Source organism: Brevundimonas sp. TSRC1-1, assembly GCF_049898245.1.
Classification (GTDB): domain Bacteria; phylum Pseudomonadota; class Alphaproteobacteria; order Caulobacterales; family Caulobacteraceae; genus Brevundimonas; species Brevundimonas mediterranea_A.
The window spans coordinates 447,034-464,360 of the sequence record NZ_JAFCXI010000003.1 but is presented as its reverse complement, the minus strand read 5'-3'; the positions used below and the strand labels follow the sequence as shown (position 1 = coordinate 464,360).

Annotated in this window: 17 protein-coding genes and 2 pseudogenes; 13 read left to right on the top strand and 6 right to left on the bottom strand. The window is 64.4% G+C overall.

Translation table 11 applies throughout. From position 1 onward, the window contains the following. Position 1 precedes the first annotated feature (1 nt). The 5 genes and pseudogenes from hcaB to ACP7CK_RS12230 form a co-directional block, all read left to right on the top strand. Positions 2-856, top strand: a complete 855-nt coding sequence (gene hcaB / locus ACP7CK_RS12250; RefSeq protein ID WP_426026167.1) for a 3-(cis-5,6-dihydroxycyclohexa-1,3-dien-1-yl)propanoate dehydrogenase — start codon at positions 2-4, stop codon at positions 854-856. After that, positions 853-1,719 (top strand): biphenyl-2,3-diol 1,2-dioxygenase, encoded by an 867-nt coding sequence (gene bphC, locus ACP7CK_RS12245; protein WP_426026166.1) that lies wholly within the window; start codon positions 853-855, stop codon positions 1,717-1,719. Before hcaB ends, bphC begins: the two co-directional genes overlap by 4 nt. A 61-nt stretch (positions 1,720-1,780) precedes the next feature. Then, positions 1,781-2,464 carry an OmpW/AlkL family protein gene (locus tag ACP7CK_RS12240; RefSeq protein WP_426026165.1) on the top strand — a complete coding sequence of 228 codons (684 nt, stop codon included), beginning with the start codon at positions 1,781-1,783 and terminating at the stop codon, positions 2,462-2,464. 85 nt (positions 2,465-2,549) lie between these two features. Further along, the gene (locus ACP7CK_RS12235; protein ID WP_426026164.1) at positions 2,550-3,890 is read left to right on the top strand and encodes an acetyl-CoA hydrolase/transferase family protein; all 1,341 of its coding nucleotides are present in this window, start codon (positions 2,550-2,552) and stop codon (positions 3,888-3,890) included. Positions 3,891-4,184: 294 nt separating this feature from the next. Next, positions 4,185-4,549, top strand: a pseudogene (locus tag ACP7CK_RS12230) (IS5 family transposase); the annotation flags it as partial. 255 nt (positions 4,550-4,804) lie between these two features. On the opposite strand, the pseudogene ACP7CK_RS12225 reads toward ACP7CK_RS12230, so the two are convergent. From ACP7CK_RS12225 to ACP7CK_RS12215, 3 genes and pseudogenes are all read right to left on the bottom strand, one after another. Further along, positions 4,805-5,032: pseudogene (locus ACP7CK_RS12225) on the bottom strand (IS110-like element ISMmg1 family transposase); the annotation flags it as partial. 67 nt (positions 5,033-5,099) lie between these two features. Continuing rightward, positions 5,100-6,302, bottom strand: coding sequence for an IS256 family transposase (locus ACP7CK_RS12220; protein WP_426026162.1), 1,203 nt, complete (start codon positions 6,300-6,302; stop codon positions 5,100-5,102). Positions 6,303-6,440: 138 nt separating this feature from the next. Further along, complete coding sequence (locus ACP7CK_RS12215) at positions 6,441-7,427, bottom strand: IS110 family transposase (protein WP_426026160.1); 987 nt, start codon at positions 7,425-7,427, stop codon at positions 6,441-6,443. On the opposite strand from ACP7CK_RS12215, the gene ACP7CK_RS12210 reads away from it, so the two are divergent. Continuing rightward, positions 7,329-7,640, top strand: coding sequence for a transposase (locus tag ACP7CK_RS12210; protein WP_426026159.1), 312 nt, complete (start codon positions 7,329-7,331; stop codon positions 7,638-7,640). The two genes, ACP7CK_RS12215 and ACP7CK_RS12210, sit on opposite strands and share 99 nt — an antisense overlap. A 298-nt stretch (positions 7,641-7,938) precedes the next feature. On the opposite strand, the gene ACP7CK_RS12205 is transcribed toward ACP7CK_RS12210, so the two are convergent. Then, a complete protein-coding gene (locus tag ACP7CK_RS12205) occupies positions 7,939-9,468 on the bottom strand; it encodes a type IV secretory system conjugative DNA transfer family protein (protein WP_426026157.1) in 1,530 nt (509 codons plus the stop codon). Positions 9,469-9,537: 69 nt separating this feature from the next. Next, positions 9,538-9,825: a mobilization protein gene (locus ACP7CK_RS12200; RefSeq protein WP_426026156.1), complete on the bottom strand. Its 288-nt coding sequence runs from the start codon at positions 9,823-9,825 to the stop codon at positions 9,538-9,540. A 427-nt stretch (positions 9,826-10,252) separates the two neighbouring features. Between ACP7CK_RS12200 and traA the strand changes: the two genes are divergently transcribed. From traA to ACP7CK_RS12180, 4 genes are all read left to right on the top strand, one after another. Continuing rightward, positions 10,253-13,243, top strand: a complete 2,991-nt coding sequence (gene traA, locus ACP7CK_RS12195; protein WP_426026155.1) for a Ti-type conjugative transfer relaxase TraA — start codon at positions 10,253-10,255, stop codon at positions 13,241-13,243. An 18-nt stretch (positions 13,244-13,261) separates the two neighbouring features. Next, the gene (locus tag ACP7CK_RS12190) at positions 13,262-13,954 is read left to right on the top strand and encodes a DUF6118 family protein (RefSeq protein ID WP_426026154.1); all 693 of its coding nucleotides are present in this window, start codon (positions 13,262-13,264) and stop codon (positions 13,952-13,954) included. A gap of 84 nt (positions 13,955-14,038) precedes the next feature. Further along, positions 14,039-14,914: a recombinase family protein gene (locus tag ACP7CK_RS12185; protein WP_426026152.1), complete on the top strand. Its 876-nt coding sequence runs from the start codon at positions 14,039-14,041 to the stop codon at positions 14,912-14,914. Next, positions 14,818-15,384, top strand: a complete 567-nt coding sequence (locus ACP7CK_RS12180; RefSeq protein ID WP_426026151.1) for a homing endonuclease associated repeat-containing protein — start codon at positions 14,818-14,820, stop codon at positions 15,382-15,384. The genes ACP7CK_RS12185 and ACP7CK_RS12180 overlap by 97 nt, the downstream gene beginning before the upstream one ends. 106 nt (positions 15,385-15,490) lie before the next feature. On the opposite strand, the gene ACP7CK_RS12175 is transcribed toward ACP7CK_RS12180, so the two are convergent. After that, complete coding sequence (locus ACP7CK_RS12175; protein WP_426026150.1) at positions 15,491-15,739, bottom strand: helix-turn-helix domain-containing protein; 249 nt, start codon at positions 15,737-15,739, stop codon at positions 15,491-15,493. A gap of 97 nt (positions 15,740-15,836) precedes the next feature. Between ACP7CK_RS12175 and ACP7CK_RS12170 the strand changes: the two genes are divergently transcribed. From ACP7CK_RS12170 to ACP7CK_RS12160, 3 genes are all read left to right on the top strand, one after another. Continuing rightward, positions 15,837-16,394, top strand: a complete 558-nt coding sequence (locus ACP7CK_RS12170; RefSeq protein WP_426026149.1) for a helicase — start codon at positions 15,837-15,839, stop codon at positions 16,392-16,394. A gap of 48 nt (positions 16,395-16,442) precedes the next feature. Further along, on the top strand, positions 16,443-16,760 hold the full coding sequence (locus tag ACP7CK_RS12165; RefSeq protein ID WP_426026148.1) for an RNA polymerase sigma factor: 318 nt from the start codon (positions 16,443-16,445) through the stop codon (positions 16,758-16,760). A 230-nt stretch (positions 16,761-16,990) separates the two neighbouring features. Beyond that, on the top strand, positions 16,991-17,299 hold the full coding sequence (locus tag ACP7CK_RS12160; RefSeq protein ID WP_426026147.1) for a hypothetical protein: 309 nt from the start codon (positions 16,991-16,993) through the stop codon (positions 17,297-17,299). Positions 17,300-17,327 lie beyond the last annotated feature (28 nt).

Here is a 17,327-nt window from a genome sequence, read left to right as displayed (position 1 = left end):
CATGAGACTGAATGGAGAAGTCGCGCTGGTCACGGGCGGCGCGTCCGGCTTGGGACGGGCGATCGTCGACCGCTATGTGGCCGAGGGCGCCCGGGTCGCCGTTCTGGACCGGTCGAGCGCCGGGCTGGCCAAGCTCAAGGCGGACCACGGCGACGCCGTTGTGGGGATCGAGGGCGACGTCCGGTTCCTCGACAGCCACAAACAGGCCGTCGCCCGCTGCGTCGAAACCTTCGGCAAGCTGGACTGCCTGGTCGGCAACGCGGGTGTGTGGGACTACATGGCCCAGTTGGTCGATCTCGCCGACGATCGGATCGAGGCGGCCTTCGACGAGATGTTCTCGATCAACGTCAAAGGCTATCTGCTGGCCGCCAAGGCCGCCCTTCCCGCCCTCTACAAGAGCAAGGGGCGCGTTATCTTCACCGCGTCGAACGCCGCCTTCTACACCTCGGGCGGAGGACCGCTTTACACGGCCAGCAAGCACGCCGTCGTCGGCCTCATCAAGCAGCTCGCCTATGAATGGGGTCCCTACATCCGCGTCAACGGCATCGCTCCCGGCGGCATCGTCGGCGCCGATCTGCGCGGACTCGAGGCGCTGGGCCTGCAAGACCAGAGCATTTCGACCCTCTCGCTGCCCGATATGCTCAATCATGTCCTGCCAACGGGAGAGGTCGCCACCGCCGAGCAATACGCCGGCGCCTACGTCTTCTTCGCGACGCGGGCGGAAACCGTTCCCCTGACTGGCTCGATACTGGATTTCAACGGCGGCTGGGGCGTGCGCGGCCTCATCGACGCCAACCTCGGCGCCGAGCTTGAAAAGCATTTCTGCGAACAGGCCGTCAGAAGGGAACCGGCATGAGCATCCAGCGGCTTAGCTACCTGGGCTTCGAGGTGTCGGATGTCGCCGCCTGGCGCGCCTTCGCTGGCGCCAGGTTGGGGGTGATGGAGACCTCCGTCGGCGAGGACGGGGCCCGGTTCCGCATCGATTCCCGCGCCTGGCGCCTGGATGTCCGGAAGGGCACCGCCGACGACTTCTCCTTCGCGGGCTATGAGGTCGACAGCGAGGACGCGCTCGTCGCCGTCAGGAAGCGGCTTGAGGCGCACGACGTCGCCGTGACCGTCGAGGGTCCGGACCTCGTGGCGGATCGCGGGGTCCTAGGGCTGGTTTCATGCCGGGATCCGGCCGGGAACCGGGTCGAGATCTTCTATGGCGCGACCGAGATGTTCGAGGTGCCCTTCGTGTCTCCGATCGGGGTTTCGGGCTTCCTGACCGGCGACCAGGGCCTCGGCCACTATGTGCTGAACGTTCCCGACACCGCCGCCGCCCTCGATTTCTACATCAAGGGACTGGGATTCCATCTCTCGGACGTCATCGACTGGAAGCTGAACAACGAGCTGACCGTTCGGTTGTACTTCCTGCACTGCAACGGACGCCATCACACGCTCGCCCTGCTCAGTGCGCCGGCAGGAAAGACGCTGCACCACTTCATGCTGGAACTGAACCAGCTGGACGACGTCGGCCTGGCCCTGGACAAGTTCGAAGCCGACCGCGCGATCGTGGCGACCCTCGGGCGGCACACCAACGATCACATGATCTCCTTCTATGGGGCGACGCCATCCGGCTTCGCGGTTGAGTACGGCTGGGGCGCCCGTGGAGTCCCGCCCGGCTGGTCGGTAGTGCGCTACGACAGGATCAGCATCTGGGGCCACCGGTTCGTCTGACACGAATCGGCCGGACCGATCCGGCTCGCAAAGAACAAGAACGGAAAATGGGAGAAGACTGATGAAAGAAGCTTTGCTGGCACCCCTGTTGCTCGGTCTTGGCCTGGGCACCGTGTCTTGCCCGGCATGGGCCCAGCACAGTCCAGCCGATGCGATCGGAAGTTCCGGCAATTTCAAACGCTGGCTGGTCCACGTGGATGTCGCGAACGTCTTCACCAACGAGAGCGCGGACATCGCCGTGGGCGGCGCGCCCGTTCCCGGCGGCTCGGTCTCGATGGAGGACAACGCCACGGTGACTTTCGATGCGAGCTACTTCCTAACGCCGCATTTCGCGATTAACGCCTATGCGGGATTTCCGCCCCGCGCCCACCTCGAGGGCGCGGGGCCCCTGGCCCCCTTCGGCACGCTGGCGAGCACCAACTACGGCCCGCTGACCGTGTCGGGTGAATACCACTTCTCGGGCCTGGGCGCCTTGCGGCCCTATGTCGGCGTCGGCGTGACCTATGCCGTGTTCCTGAACGTCGACGACGGGGCCCTGAGCGATGTCAGCGTCGACAATGCGTTCGGACCTGCGCTCAAGCTGGGTATGGACTACGATGTTTCTGAACGCTGGACAGTGCACGCCTATGTCCAACAGGTCTGGCTGAAAACCGACGTCTCGGCCATGGCGAGCGGCGCGCCCGCGTCGGCGCGCGTGACGATCGATCCGACGATTGTCGGCGTCGGGCTCGGCCATCGCTTCTGAGCCCATTTCGACCGCATGGCGACGGCCCGGCCGATGACGGACAGAGCACCGCGGTTTTGTGACAGACTATCGACCCGGAGTGTCCGTGACCGATCTGACCGCCCTATACGCCCAACGCTTGACCTCCGCCGCCGAGGCTGCCGCTCTGATCCCTTCGGGTTCGAAGATCGCCATGGCCCTTGGCGTGGGTCAGCCGCCTGCGATCCTCAAGGCCATCGCCGACCGGGCCGAAGCGGGACAGGTCGATGACCTTCGCGTCTATTATCTGCTCTCGACCTCGATCGCCGGCGACACTGTGCTGCGCTACGATCTGATGGACCGCATCCATCCCTACAGCCTGTTCCACAGCGCCGTCGAACGGCGGCTCGACGCCCGCGCCCACGACGAGGGCAAGGCGCCCGTGGTTCAGGTGATCCCGACCGGATTCCAGCAGGCCCCGCGTATCCTGTGCCAGGAGATCGGCGTCGACACCTTGGTCGCCACGGTCTCGCCTATGGATGCGGACGGGAATTTCAGCTTCGGCACCAACACCGACTACGCCCAGCCGGTCTCCCGGACGGCGAAACGCGTGATCCTCGAGGTCAATCCGCACATGCCTCGCGTGTTCGGCCAGTCGACCGTCCACGTCTCGAACGTCACGGCCGTGGTCGAAAACGCCGTCCCACTGCTGGAAGTCCCCAGGGCTAGGCCGCAACCGGCCGACACCGTCATCGGCGGGCTAATCGCAGGTCTGGTCGGCGACGGCGCCACCCTTCAGATGGGGATCGGTGCCCTGCCGGACGCCGTCTGCGCCGCCCTGAAGGATCACAAGGGTCTGGGCATCCACACCGAAATGCTGACGCCGGGGTTGGTCGAGCTGATGAAGGCGGGCGTCGTCAACAATGCGCGCAAGAGTCTGAACCCCGGCAAGACAGTGTTCGCCTTCTGCATGGGCGACCGTTCGACCTATGAATATTTGCGCGAGAACCCGGCTATCGAGGGCCACCCGGTCTCCTACGTCAACGATGTCCATGTCATCGGCCAGAACGAGCGGATGGTTTCGGTCAATGCGACGCTGGAGATCGACCTCAATGGAGCCTGCTGTTCCGAACACCTGAACGGCCGTCAGTTCACGGGCTCGGGCGGCCAGCTCGATTTCGTGCGCGGTGCCTATGCCTCCAAGGGCGGCCAATCGATCATCGCCTGCCATGCGACGGCGAAGAGCGGAACGGTGTCACGCATCGTGCCGACGCTGTGCGGCCCGGTGACCACGCCGCGCAACGACGTCCATATCGTCGTCACCGAATATGGCGTCGCCAACCTCAAGGGCCTCAGCACGGCCGAGCGTGCCCGCACCCTGATCGGGTTGGCGGCACCGCAGTTCCGTGACGCACTGACGGCCCAAGCCACAGCGATGGAGCCAGTGTACGCTTGCGGCCCCGCTTGAATCGCTTTTTGTTGGATTTGAATGTTTTCGATTCGTATTCGACAAGGGTCGTGGTGCGCGGATAGCCCGCCTCGATCCAGCGCCCCATCGCGAAGCTGACGATGAACATGGCGAGGAAGTAGATCGTCAGGGACACGGCGATCCGCAGGGCGCCGATGGCATCGCGGGCCGTCCGGTCGCGGAGTCCGCCGCTGGCCCGCACGCCCGTCACCGGGCGCCCAGCTTTTTGGCCCCCTCTAGGTCCAATCGACATTCAGGGGGTTCACTTGGGGTCGGCGGAGGTCTGCAATGGTTGTGAAGCGTTACGAGCTGGACGAGGCGCAGTGGGCCCGGATTGCGCCCTTGTTGCCGGGCAAGGTTTCGGATCCCGGTCGGACGGGTCTGACAACGGCTGTTCATGAACGGCGTCCTTTGGGTGCTTCGATCCAGCGCCCACTGGCAGGACCTCCCCGAGCGCCGGCAAGTGGAAGACGGCGCACAAGCGCTTCAGCCGATGGGCGGCGGCCGGGGTGTAGGAGAAGGTCTTCACTGACCTCATCGAGGACCGCGCACAACCAGTATCTCATGCTGGATTCGACCTTGTGCGGGCTCACCAGCAGGCGACGACCGGCCGGGGCAGCGGCCGAAACGTATGGCTCGCCCCGTCGGCAAGCGGTTTGTGTCTGATGTTCTAAGCAGTCTGCGAAAACGTATCCGGCCTTCCGACAAGAGGTCGTTGGCCAAGATGGAGATCCGCGCGTCCTGGTCCTCATAAAGGGGCCGGCATCGAGTGCCATTTTTAGCCATAGGGTTCCAGGACACCGGTCGACTGTCAGGCCATCTTCACTCACCTCCCGCAGACATCTTCCAGCCGATGCACCGTGCATCGGCCGATCTTGTTCACACCGCGTGGGCGACAGGATCGTAGTTGGTTCATGGCGCAGCAACGCCCAGACGATCCTCGCCATCTTCGCAGCCAACGCGACGACGACGGTGTTGGGATGGGAGCGCGACAGCAAACCGCGCAGCCAGGCACCAAGTCGCGTATCACTCTTGCTCATTGTGGGCAGGGATGCGCGAGCGCCCTGGATCAGGTTCTTTCGCAAATAGCGGCTCCCGCGCTTGGTGATGCCAAGCAGCTGCGGTTTGCCGCCGGTGGTGATCGTGTCCCATCGCGTGGTGTAACTGCGGCGGCTTGATCGCCGGGATCTCCGGCGGGGCCGGGATCGGTCAGGCGGCCATGTCTGGCAGGCTGACGAGGGGATTGTCGCCCAGGGTGGCGATGGTTTCCAGACTCAAGTAGCGAGATCGCTGGACGGACCATTCATCGTTCTGCTCCAGCAGGATGGCTCCGACGAGCCTGATGATCGCGGCCTCGTTCGGGAATATCCCGACGACCTCGGTGCGGCGCTTGATCTCGCCGTTGAGCCGCTCCAGCGGATTGGTGGAGTGAAGCTTGGCCCGGTGGGCCGGCGGGAAGGTCATATAGGCCAGGACGTCGGTTTCGGCCTCGTCGAGCAGACCGGCGAGCCGGGGCAGCTTGGGGCGCAGCTGGTCGGCGACCTTGCGCCACTGGACCTTGGCGGCCTCGGCGTCGTCCTGGGCGAAGGCGGCGCTCATGAAGGCGGTGACCACGCGGCGGGCGCTCTTTCCCGCATGGGCCGAGACGTTGCGCATGAAGTGGACCCGGCAGCGTTGCCAGACCGATCCGTTCATCACCTTGGAGACCGCCGCCTTGATGCCTTCGTGGGCGTCGGAGACGACGAGCTTGACGCCGCGCAGACCCCGGCGGGCGAGCCCGCGCAGGAAGTCGGTCCAGAACGTCTCCGCCTCGGAGGGGCCGACCTGCATGCCCAGGACCTCGCGCCGGCCATCGGCGTTCGCTCCGACCGCGACGATCACCGCCACCGAGACGATACGGCCGTTCTGGCGGACCTTGATGTAGGTGGCGTCGATCCACAGATACGGCCAGTCGCCCTCGATCGGCCGGTCGAGGAAGGCCTTCACGCGAACGTCGATCTCTTCGCACAGCCGCGAGACCTGGCTCTTGCTGATCCCGCTCATGCCCATGGCCTGGACCAGGTCATCGACCGAACGCGTCGATATCCCCTGGATGTAGGCCTCCTGCACGACGGCCGTCAGCGCCTTCTCCGCCAGCCGCCGAGGCTCCAGGAAGAAGGGGAAGTAGCTCCCCTTGCGTAGCTTGGGGATACGCAACTCCACCGTACCGGCCCGGGTCTCCCAGTCGCGGTCGCGGTAGCCGTTGCGCTGGACCAGCCGCTCCGGGTTCTTCTCGCCGTGCGCCGCCCCGGTCAGGCCGCCCACCTCCAGCTCCATCAGGCGCCGGGCGCCATAGCCGATCATCTCGCGCAAAAAGCTGGCGTCGGGGCTCTTCTCCATCAGCGCCCTTAAGGTCATCATGTCGTCGGTCATCTTCGGTTCCTTGGTTGGGGTTGCATTCGCAAACCCGACCCTACCGAAGAACCGCGGATGACCACCGCGCAGCCGCTCACTCGCTACGGCGCCCCGTAATGGGCGCGCTTCGCGAGCGGCTACGCTACCACCGGCGAGTTACACCACGTCCTGGGACACGACCCCGGTGGTCGCCTGCCACGGAACCAGACCCAGCCATGCGGAAAGGTCGCGACCACGGCCAAAGGTCCGGGCATCGCCGACAGCGGCCACCAGTGCGGTCGCATTGAGCGCTCCTATGCCTGGAATGGTCAGCAATCTACGTACCCGTGCGTCCGTCCGGGCCGCATCTGTGAACTCGGCATCGAGATCTGCGATCCGTTCGTCGATGGCGGTCCAGCGCAAGCGCATGTCACTTACGAGCCGATGGATGCGAGGGCTGAGTACCGGTGCGTTGTCATCCAGCATCTCCTCAAGCAGGGCGGCCAGCTTCGCGCGACCTTGCGGCATGATATGACCCCGCTCGAGAAGGAGGCTTCTGATCTGGTTCATCAGCGAGGCGCGGTCCCCGACGAGCTGATCGCGGATGCGGTGCAGCGTCTGCATGTCGAGTTGCTCTTCGGTCTTCAACTCGACGAACCGCATGGTCGGCCGGGTCGCCGCTTCGGCGATCGCCTCGGCATCGCGGTCGTCGTTCTTCTGCGCCTTGACGTAGGGACGGACATATTCCGGCGACATCAGCCGTACTGTATGACCTTGCCGTGCCAGAGCGCGGCCCATGTGATGCGCGCCGCAGCAGGCCTCGATCGCCACGACGCAGGCGGCAAGGCCGCCACGTAGGTGATGACCGTCTCTCGCCGCATCCGCCGACGGACGACAACCTGCCCGTTGAGTCCAACCCAACGACGCTGCAGCTGTTTTGCCCAGATCGATTCCAAGAACCGATACGTCCATGATCTTCGCTCCTTCTTCAAACGACCCTCTTTCGTGCGGCACCAACGATACAGTGAGGGGTGAGCCAACCATAAAAGGGGCCTCGATCCGGCTGTGGGGCGTTCCCGAGGCGAACTGACGACCAAGGTCCACATAGCCTGCGACAAGCTCGGACGGCCTGTCCGGTTCCTGATCGCGCCAGGACAGAGCCATGACATTCTCGCCGTCCCGGCACTTCTGGAGGGTCACCGCCCCAAGGCCGTCCTCGCCAACCGGACCTATGACGCCAACAGCCTGCGGACGTATCTGGCCGGGATCGGAGCCGAGGCCGTCATCCCCTCGACCCGCTCACGCAAAACCCCGATTCCGCATGACCCGCTGATCTATAAGCTGCGCAACCGCGCCGAGCTCTGCTTTAACAGATAACGTACTTTTCAACTGTTCGCCGCACGCTTCGACAGACTCGCTCGCCATTGCCCGGCCTTGGTCCACATCGCCGCATGCATGATCTGGATGCGCTGAATGTCGATTCGTCCTAGATGATGTGGTCGTCTTTGGACGGAGCGGCGCCACGCGATTTGCTCCCCAAGCGGAGTTTGACGCTGATGCGATCGCGACGTTTAATGTCTACGACATCGGTGAAGCTGTTCGTCGCGTCGAAGAGGTTATCGGCACCCCAGGCCGTTCGGTCTCCCGTTGAGTCTTTAGCTGCAAACGCGCACGTTCAGTGCAGCCCCCGAAACTCCCCTTCAGCAAAATACCTCACCTTCAGGGCCGCGACCGGCGCCTGTCCCTGGCGCAGCAGGATCTCCAGACTGGAATCGAGCCGCATCACCTCGTCGGGCGTCAGCAATTCCCGCTTCACGAGATGGTCTGTTGTGGAGGTGCTGGTGGAAGTCTGCGAGAACATCATGGGCCCTGGCGACTGCGATTCTCCGCTGCTCGCCGTTCGGTAAGCGACGGTCCCCGAGCCCATCGACCGGGAGACCCAGCTCGCGGTCTCGACATCACCGACGTTGAAGATCTGGATCAGCCCGGCGTTCGACAGAAACGTCCCGGCGCGTTCTCCGTAGACGCTCCTGAGCTGGTGCAGATCTTGGAGGATCGGCCACAGTTGCAGGCCATAACCCGCCATCAGACCGAAGGCATGTTCTAGCGGCTCCAACCGCCCCAGGGCGGCGAACTCATCCAGCAGAAGAAGGACCGGCCTGTCCGGTCGATCTGTGGATTTGGCCAGCGCGCCGATGGCTTGGGCCACGAGCAGACGCAGCCAGCGCGCATGCGTGCTCAACCGCTCCGGTGGCAGGACCAGAAACACCGTGCAGACCCCGGCCTTGAGATCCTCGAACCGGAAATCCGAATGCTCCAGCACTGCCGCCATTCGCTGGCTGTCGAGGAAGTGGGTATGGCGCTGGGCCGACGACAGCACGCCCGCCGCCTCGCGCCCACTCTTGCTCAGATGACGATTGGCGGCCCGCGCGACGAGGCCGCCGGCATGCCTCGACTTCTGCATGACCGACAGCATGTCGTCGAAGGCCTCGGGGGCGCAGGTGAGCCTGTCGCGCACGGTGACGAGGTTGCGGGCGCTAGGGTGCTCGGAACAGACGACATGGAGGATGACGCCGGCGATCAGCGCCTTGGCCTCCTCATTCCAGTGCGCCTCGCCAGTCTGGCCCGGAGGATCATAAACGAGGGCGTCCGCCAGCAGCGCCGCATCCTCCGCCAGTTCCAGACTGTCCGGATCGAGGCCGTCCAGCGGATTGAAGGACGAGGATGGAATTCCGGACGCGCCGAACGGGTCCAGCACCTCGACAAGCCCGAACCGGAGGCGCGCTGGCAGGGTGATGCGCGCATTCTCTCCCTTTGGGTCGATGCAGAGGACCGAGCGGTTGGTAGTGAGCAGATTGGGAATGATGGCGCCAACGCCCTTGCCCGACCGGGTCGGTGCGATGGTGATCAGATGCTGCTCGCCATCGTAACGCAGAAGCTGGCCGTTCCTGCGGTTCTCCCGCCCGACGATCAGCCCTTCACCGCCGCCGAGCGAGACCCACACCTCCCGCTCACTCGCCCACCGGGCCGAGCCATGCACGTCGCCGGTATCGTCGCGCCCGGCGTTCGCCGCTCGCCATTTGAGCCAGGCGAAGAGGGCTCCCGTCGATCCGGCCGCGAGCAACAGCCAGTTCTGCGTCGTCTCATTGGTGTGCCGGATCAGGATGAAGGGGATGATGAAGACAAGGCCGACAATGGTGCCCATCAGGGAACCGCCGATCAAGGTAACGATTAACCCGATCCAACCGAAGACCCAGCGCACCACCCCGGCCGATCAAGTCTGGTCTGGCAGCGGCGCCGCGCCGCCGTCGATCAGATCGGGGAAGAGGGCGGCGTCGTCGTCGCGGGTGATGAAGCCGGGCAGTTCGCGCCGCAGCCAGTCGGGAAGCTGCTCTTTCGAAAAGGCGTCCTGACCCTTCTCCAGCCGGTGCAGGACCAGGGCGCCGAGCAGTATCTTGCGGCGCGTATCTCTGGCCCGCTCCTGTTTGCCGAGCTTGGTCTGTAGCGATTTGCGCTGGGCCTCCAGTTGAGCCAGCCGCTCGGCGATTGATCGCCTCGCCATCATCTCCTCCGTGTCGCCGCTCCTCTTTCAGAACCCAAGGTAGCGAGAGATCGCCGAGGCGTCACCTGTCTTCAGCGCTGCACCCGGCGACGCTGCTAGCAACGTCCCAGCAATGCCCTTGCGTTCACGACGACGTTGCGACGGACCGCAGGCCCCGTCATGCTTTCACGAGGATGCGGACTCGATTCGCACGGCGGCCACTACTCCATTGCTGATTGGCCTCTTCCATTTGCTGATCCGCTTGCTCACAAGCGCTCCTCACCGAGCCTATCGAGCGAAGTGAAGATTAGCGAAGGGCGCACTTACGAGTTGCTGCGCAACTCAGGGCTTGATATTTTCAGATCGACGGACCCAGGTTGCAGCCTGGCTTTGCGTGATCTCGGCACGCCAGTCTGGCCGCCCTCCCGGCGGCGCCTGGGAGGTCGTCATGGCGATCTATCATCTGGCGATGAAGCCGATCAGCCGCAGCAGCGGACGCAGCGCTGTCGCGGCTGCCGCCTATCGCGCCTCGCAGAGGCTGACGAACGAACGCGACGGCCAGACCCACGACTTCGCCGCCCGTCGCGGCGTGGAGCACACCGAGATCGTGCTGCCGGACGGCGTGGACGCGGAGTGGGCGCAGGACCGCTCGACCTTGTGGAATGCGGCGGAGTTCGCAGAGACCCGCAAGGACGCGCGGGTGGCCCGCGAGGTGGAAGTGGCGCTGCCGCACGAACTGACGCCCGAGCAGCGGCTGGCGCTGACACGGGAGTTCGCTCAAGGGCTGGCCGATCGCTACGGGGTGGCAGTGGATTTTGCGATCCACAGTCCGCACGGCGACACCGACGTGCGCAACCACCACGCCCACATTCTGCTGACCACCCGCAAGGTTGAACGCGAGGGCCTCGGTGAGAAGTCCGAGATGGAGCTGGAGAACAAGCGGCTGATCGCGCTCGGCCTGCCGACCTCGCACGAACAGCTGCGCGATTTGCGTCTGGATTGGGAAGATCGCGCCAACCGTCATCTGGCCCTGGCGGGTCACGACCTGCGTATCGATCATCGCTCCCACCAAGACTGCAGTCTGGAAATCGAGCCTACGCAGCACATGGGCGTCCACGCCACCCAGATGGACCGGCGCGGCAAGTCCGTGGCGCGCGCCCGTCAGGACGCGGAACAGGCGCAGCGCAACGCCCGACTGATCCGCGAGAAGCCCGAGCAGGCGCTGACCTTGGTCACGAACGAGAAGAGCGTGTTCGACCGCACCGATGTGGCCAGGGTGATCCACCGCTACGTCGATGATCCCGACGCTTTCCAGCGGGCCTTCGCCAGAGCCATGGCGTCGCCCGCCTTGGTCGAATTGCGCCCCGAGCAAAGGGATGAGTTCGGCCGGACTTTAGAGCCGGCGCGCTACTCCACCACGGAGATGATCGCCGTCGAACAGTCGATGGCCGACAGCGCCGACCGGATGGCGGACAGCCGGACGTTCGGGATCAGTCGCAGCCACACCGAGCGCGCTCTCGCCGACCGGCCGTTCCTGTCAGGGCAGCAGAGCCAGGCGGTGCGCCACCTCGTCGGTCCCGAACGCATCGGGGCCGTGGTCGGCATGGCGGGCGCCGGCAAGAGCACCATGCTCAGCGCCGCCCGTCAGGCGTGGGAGGCCGACGGCTACCGGGTCATGGGCGCGGCGCTGGCGGGCAAGGCGGCCGAAGGGCTGGAGGAGTCCTCGGGGATCGCCTCGCGGACGCTGGCGAGCTGGGAACGGAGCTGGAAGCGCGGTCGCGACACCCTTGGCCCGCGCAGCGTGCTGGTGATCGACGAGGCCGGGATGGTCGGAAGCCGCCAGCTCTCGCGGGTATTGGCGCAGGCCGACCGGTCCGGCGCCAAGGTGGTCCTGGTAGGCGACCCGGAACAGCTCCAGCCGATCGGCCCCGGCGCGGCCTTCCGTGCGGTGGCCGAGCGTGTCGGCTTCGTCGAGCTGGGCCAAATCCGCCGACAGCGCGAAGACTGGCAGCGGGACGCGTCGGTGGACTTCGCTCGCCACCGCACCGCCGAGGGTCTGACGGCTTACGCCGAGCGCGGCGCCATCCGCTTTGAGGCCGATCTCAGCGCGGCCCGCAGCGCCATCGTCGCCGACGTGATCGCCGATATGGACGCCCGGCGCGAGGGCTCGCGGCTGGTGCTGGCGCACCGCCGCGCGCACGTGGCGGAGCTGAACGACGCGGTCCGCGCCGTGCGGCAGGACCGGGGCGAGCTTGGAGGCGAGCAGGTCTATCAGACGACTGAGGGCGAACGGGCCTTCGCCGCCGGGGACCGGATCCTGTTCCGGCAGAACAACCGCGACCTCGGCGTGAAGAACGGCATGCTAGGCACGGTGGCGCGGGCCGAACCCGGTCGGCTTGAGGTCCGCTTGGACAGCGCCAAGGGACCCGGTCAAGGCCGCGTCGTGTCGGTGTCGATGGCGGACTATGCTGCCGTGGATCACGGCTACGCCACCACCATCCATAAGGCCCAAGGCGCGACGGTGGACCGGACCTATGTGCTGGCGTCCGGCACGATGGACCGGCACCTGACCTATGTCGCCATGACCCGCCACCGGGAGACGGCGACCCTCTATGCCGACCGGAATGAGTTCAAGGAGCTGGACGCTTTGTCGGCGCGGCTTTCGCGGACGGGGCTCAAGGAAACCACGCTGGACTATGCCGCACGGCGCGGCCTCGAAGCGCCGACCCGCGCCACGGGTCACGACGCCGAATCTCGCAAACGGGGCCTGTTCGACGGGTTGAACCTGAACAAGCGCGCGGCGCCGCCGCAGTTCAGCCGCGTGGAAGGCCTGTCGTTGTCCGGCCCGGGGCGAACGGCTCCCGTTCCCGCGCAGACGTTGGAGGTTTTGGTGGAGCGCTATGCGCGGGCGATCGACGATACCGGGCGGATGCGCGCCCAGAAGCTGCCCGTGCTTGAATATCAGAAGCGCGAACTGCGCGAGACCGGGGCGGTGCTGGATCAGACGAGGCCGGGGGCGACGCGCGACCTGCATAACGCCTTGCGTCATGAGCCCTCAACCTGGCGCGCCATGCGGGATCTTCGCGGGGTTGAACGCGGTGCCGAGCTGGCGGGCGCCATCCGCCGCGAAGCGCGGGTGCGGCATGATCCGATGTTGAAGGCCGACCGGTTGGTGAAGGATTGGAAGCGGCTGGAAACGCAGCATGACCGGCTGGACGGGTGGCGGCACAGAGGCGAACGCCAACGCGTGGAGGCGCGCATGAAGGCGATGGCGGGCACGCTGAAGCGCGATCCGCAGCTGGCGTCGCTGGTGCGGTCGCGGGCGCAGGACTTGGGAATGGGCCAGAGTTCGACCCTCGATCGGGTGATCTCAGCGCGCAGCGTGCAGCAGGCGATCCAGCAGATCGGGCGGGACTTGCATCGGGGCCTGTCGTTGTAGCGAAGTCAGGAGGCGAGGATGGCGGAGGATCAGGCGGGCGACCCGGCCCAGGCGTTCGAGGACCTGCGGGCCGAGGTCTCGGTGCTGCGCCGCGCGATCGAACGCCTTCCAGCGGCGATCCGGGAGAACCGGACGCCGGACTACAGTCAGGATCTCGCGATACTCGGCAAGGGTCTCGACGAGATCGGCCAGTCGTTGGAGACGGTGCTGGCCTCGCCGGCGCTTAACCTCACGCCCGAGCAGCAGGGCCAAGGTATCGCGAGGGCGGGTTCGACGCTTGTGCGAGAGGCGGCGCAGAGGCTGGATCGTGCGACGCAGGAGACGGAGCGCGAGCGGGCGCGGCTGTCGAGCCTCATCGGCCAGGCGTGGGCAAAGGATCGCCAGTTCCGGCTGCTGTGCTGGACCGGTGGTGTCGCGTTCGCGGTCGGGCTTCTAGTGTCGCCGATCATCGCCAGCGTGGCCCCGTTCGGGCTGAATACGCGGGTGGCGGCCCTTGTCATGCGGGGGGACCGGTGGACAGCAGGTGGGGAACTGATGCGAGCGGCCAATCCGGAAGTCTGGGCTCGGGTGAACGCAGACTCGCGGCTTGCCAAGAACAACCTGGAGGTCCTCGATACGTGCCTGGCGGCGGCGGTCGAGACTGGCAGAAGGCAGCGGTGCACAGTGACGGTGGTACCGCCGCGAGAGGCAGCACCGGGGCGGGAGCCTTAGTGGGCGGTTTCAGATGGCCGACGTACGGCCCCAGAACATCATTAGAGGTTCGCTGTGGGGCTGATATCGGGTTTACCCACGTCGATGAAAAATCCGATCACTGCCCTTCGCCCAGCCGCTCAATATCTGCGGATGTCCACCGAGCTTCAGAAATACTCGCTCGCTAACCAAAGTGCCGCGATAGCGGAGTATGCGAGGGTCGAAGGGTTTGAGATAGTTCGGTCCTTCGAAGACGCTGGCATCAGTGGCGTCACCACCAAAAAGCGGGTGGGACTCGCTACAATGCTGTCCGAGGTTGTGGCCGGAAGTGCCGATTTCGAAGCTATACTGGTTCTTGATGTCAGCCGATGGGGCCGATACCAAGACGCCGATGAAAGCGCCCACTACGAGTTCATGTGCCGTCAAGCGGGCGTTCCAATCCACTACTGCGGCGAACGCTTTCGTAATGACTTCACCAGCCCGATCATGAAGCAGATCAAGCGTGTCATGGCCGGTGAATACAGTCGAGATCTATCCGTCAAGGTCAGGCGCGGGAAGCGGCGGATGGCGGAGGGCGGCTATGCGCAAGGGGGTGGTTGTCCTTTTGGCCTTCAGCGCAGAGAGTTTCATGCGGACGGGTCACCCGGACGGCTGCTTGCTCGAAGCCAGCGAAAGAGCAATCCGGGCTACACCGTTCGATTCGAGAAAGGATCAACTCGCGAAGTCGGCGTCGTCCTGAGAATTTTCCGTTCATACGTTCACGAACGGTTGGACACGGGCCTGATTGCCAACGCTTTGAACGCTAATCGACAGATGTGGCACGATGGGTCGCGGTGGAGAGTGGCCGAGTACGGAACGTACTTACATGCGATTTGCTGGTGGGAGTGCAGGGCTATGCCAAGACCGCGCGGGTCCTGGGCCATGACGCCGTTCTTAAGCCGCGTTCAGAATGGAAGTTCACGACGGTCGGTCCGCCGATAATACCATCTGCTCTTTTCAAAAATGCCCAGAAACGTCGCGCTGTTCTTTCTGGCTCATATGGTCAAACTGACGAGGAGCTGCTTGTCGATCTACGCAAAGTGCTGGCTTCTGAAGGAAAACTGTCCAGGACGATTATTGAGGCCAGCAAGCTTTGCCCCCATTCGTCCACTTATGCAGAGCGGTTCGGGGGAATGATGAATACTTATAAACTGATCGGATATGCTCGGCCCAAATTGACGAAGGGGCGTGACAGCAAAGGTCAGCACATCTCTCGGCAGGAAATGATCGAAGAGTTGAGGCGCCTGAGCCGGGAAGTCGGTCGCGTGACCAGCGCCCGGATCGAAGCGGACAATCGAGTTCCTTCCCTCTGGTCTCTACGAAAGGTTTTCGGCTCTGTGACAGAGGCTTGCGCGGCGGCGGGCGTAGAAGGAGGACGGCTGCCAGCCCGGCTTAGCTATGACCAGCCTTGAGTTCTTGCACGGCGTCGACCTAAGCACCCGCATTTGTTGCGGGTCGACTCCAAATTCCCGAAGACGACATTACGTGGGCCAGCTTCAAAGGGGGGGAACTACATAGTCATCCTTCAAGCCCGCGCTTCAGGCGCACCCCGGGCCCGGATTCGTTTGTGCTTTCTAGGAAGGTGATTCCAGCGGCTTCAAGGGCCACCTGAACGGATTCGACATTAGCTGCAGAACTGCGCCCGGGACCTAGTTTGCTTTCCATACGCACAATGGTGGGCAGCGACAGCCCCGAAGCCTCCGCCAACGCCGGCTGGCTCCAACCGAGCAGGGCCCGTGCGGCCTTAATTTGAGGAGATGTCAGCAAATGACTACTTTATTATCACAGAAGACGATTTTGTGTTGACGCACGATTTGCATTCGACGATGATAAAATCATCATAAGTGATTAGAAGGCTTTAGTCATGGGGTCGCGTCGTAAGACGGGCGTCGAGGACTCGCGCCTGCCTGAGATTTCCAGGCGCGGGCTCATCGCGGGAACATCGGTCGCAGCGTTTGGACTGGCCAGCCCTGCCGCCGGTACCGCAGCCATCTCCGACAATCTAGCACCCGCCGCGTTGGTTGCTTCCTCTGAGGCGGCCAGACAATGCAAGAACTGGCTGGCTATCGACGCCCAAATAGAGCGGCTCCAGAACCGTTGGGCGAAACTGGAGGGTTGGCTGATCCGGGAGCATTCTTGGTGCAATCTTAGTCACACCGAACAGCAAGCATTGCCTTGGTCCAAGGAGCTTCGGGACATCGACGGCATCTTGGACACGTTGTTCGAGAGGCGTGAGCGTCTGTTGGAGGCAATTCCTGATTCCGCATCCGTAAGCTTCGAAGCGATCATCGCAAGGCTTGCTGTCCTGGAGCGTCTGATTTGGCCCGAGGACCACCCCGAAGCCCACGCCATGATTGCGCGATCGCGGCAGGATCTCATCGCGCTGTCGGCGGATATCGAGCACGGCGCGTTCGGCGCGTAGACCGCAAATGGAAGAGACCAGCCACGGCTTCAATGGGAGAACAGGCGGATGACAGCATCAAAACCTCGGCCAAGACGCCGAGGTGCAAGAAGCTCTGCGGATGTCATCAAAGTCGCAATCCTGCGACTGCCCACAAGGCTGCGGGACGTGTTCGTTCTCCATCGTTTCGGGGAGATGACGTACGACGAGATCGGATTGCATCTTGGAATACCCCCGGAAGCCGTGAAGGCGATGTTTGCCGCCGCGATGGTGCGGCTCGCACGAGCGGTCAGGACCGCCGAGCGTGACGAGGCGCTGGAACTCGCGCGACTGAAAAAGCGAGACCCAGCAGCAGGGCGATCCGCGCCGAAGCGCGGCGGGCTTTAGGCTTCGCCCTGAGCGTCCGGCTGCGCCGGTGATCTCAGCCCATCCGGGTTGCAATCCCTATCGCGAAGAGCTCGGGGCGTTGCCCCTGGCGCACTTCGGAGAGCCTTCCGCCCAGCTTCTCTCGCAGTGCTCGTTGCAGCCGGGTCCCCGCGAAGTCTCCCGCTCCGTTTGCTCCCCCAGTCTCGCCGACGGGCAAGGGTTCAGTACGAACCCAAACCCCAGAGGCGGATATGAAGAAGGACTATTCAATCACACGGACACACTGGAACGGCATCGAGATCGAAATCAGGTGGAACGCCGACTATCTGGTCTATGACGACAGAACCCACATGGCCCATCTGGAAGTGGTGAGCGTGTCGCCCGAGCGGGCCCCGTTGCCGATCACCGAGACGGGTTACAGGTCGCACTTCACGCCCAAGGCGGCGATGGATGGTTACGACAGTGCGGAAGCCTTCGTGGAGGCGTGGTTGGATCACGAGTCACGGTCGCCGGAATGGAAGGCCTTCGATCAGGCGAACAGGCAGCTGTTGCTATTCTAGGCGGGCGGGATGGTAACGGTTGGCGCGG

Bases quoted from the DNA above. Each gene is read 5' to 3' on its own strand.
- ACP7CK_RS12190 (WP_426026154.1), top strand. From the start codon at position 13,262: ATGGCGGAGGATCAGGCGGGCGACCCGGCCCAGGCGTTCGAGGACCTG.
- ACP7CK_RS12220 (WP_426026162.1), bottom strand. From the start codon at position 6,302: ATGACCGACGACATGATGACCTTAAGGGCGCTGATGGAGAAGAGCCCC.
- bphC (WP_426026166.1), top strand. From the start codon at position 853: ATGAGCATCCAGCGGCTTAGCTACCTGGGCTTCGAGGTGTCGGATGTC.
- ACP7CK_RS12205 (WP_426026157.1), bottom strand. From the start codon at position 9,468: ATGGGCACCATTGTCGGCCTTGTCTTCATCATCCCCTTCATCCTGATC.
- ACP7CK_RS12165 (WP_426026148.1), top strand. From the start codon at position 16,443: ATGACAGCATCAAAACCTCGGCCAAGACGCCGAGGTGCAAGAAGCTCT.
- ACP7CK_RS12240 (WP_426026165.1), top strand. From the start codon at position 1,781: ATGAAAGAAGCTTTGCTGGCACCCCTGTTGCTCGGTCTTGGCCTGGGC.
- hcaB (WP_426026167.1), top strand. From the start codon at position 2: ATGAGACTGAATGGAGAAGTCGCGCTGGTCACGGGCGGCGCGTCCGGC.
- ACP7CK_RS12160 (WP_426026147.1), top strand. From the start codon at position 16,991: ATGAAGAAGGACTATTCAATCACACGGACACACTGGAACGGCATCGAG.
- ACP7CK_RS12170 (WP_426026149.1), top strand. From the start codon at position 15,837: ATGGGGTCGCGTCGTAAGACGGGCGTCGAGGACTCGCGCCTGCCTGAG.
- ACP7CK_RS12215 (WP_426026160.1), bottom strand. From the start codon at position 7,427: ATGGCTCTGTCCTGGCGCGATCAGGAACCGGACAGGCCGTCCGAGCTT.
- traA (WP_426026155.1), top strand. From the start codon at position 10,253: ATGGCGATCTATCATCTGGCGATGAAGCCGATCAGCCGCAGCAGCGGA.
- ACP7CK_RS12200 (WP_426026156.1), bottom strand. From the start codon at position 9,825: ATGGCGAGGCGATCAATCGCCGAGCGGCTGGCTCAACTGGAGGCCCAG.
- ACP7CK_RS12185 (WP_426026152.1), top strand. From the start codon at position 14,039: ATGAAAAATCCGATCACTGCCCTTCGCCCAGCCGCTCAATATCTGCGG.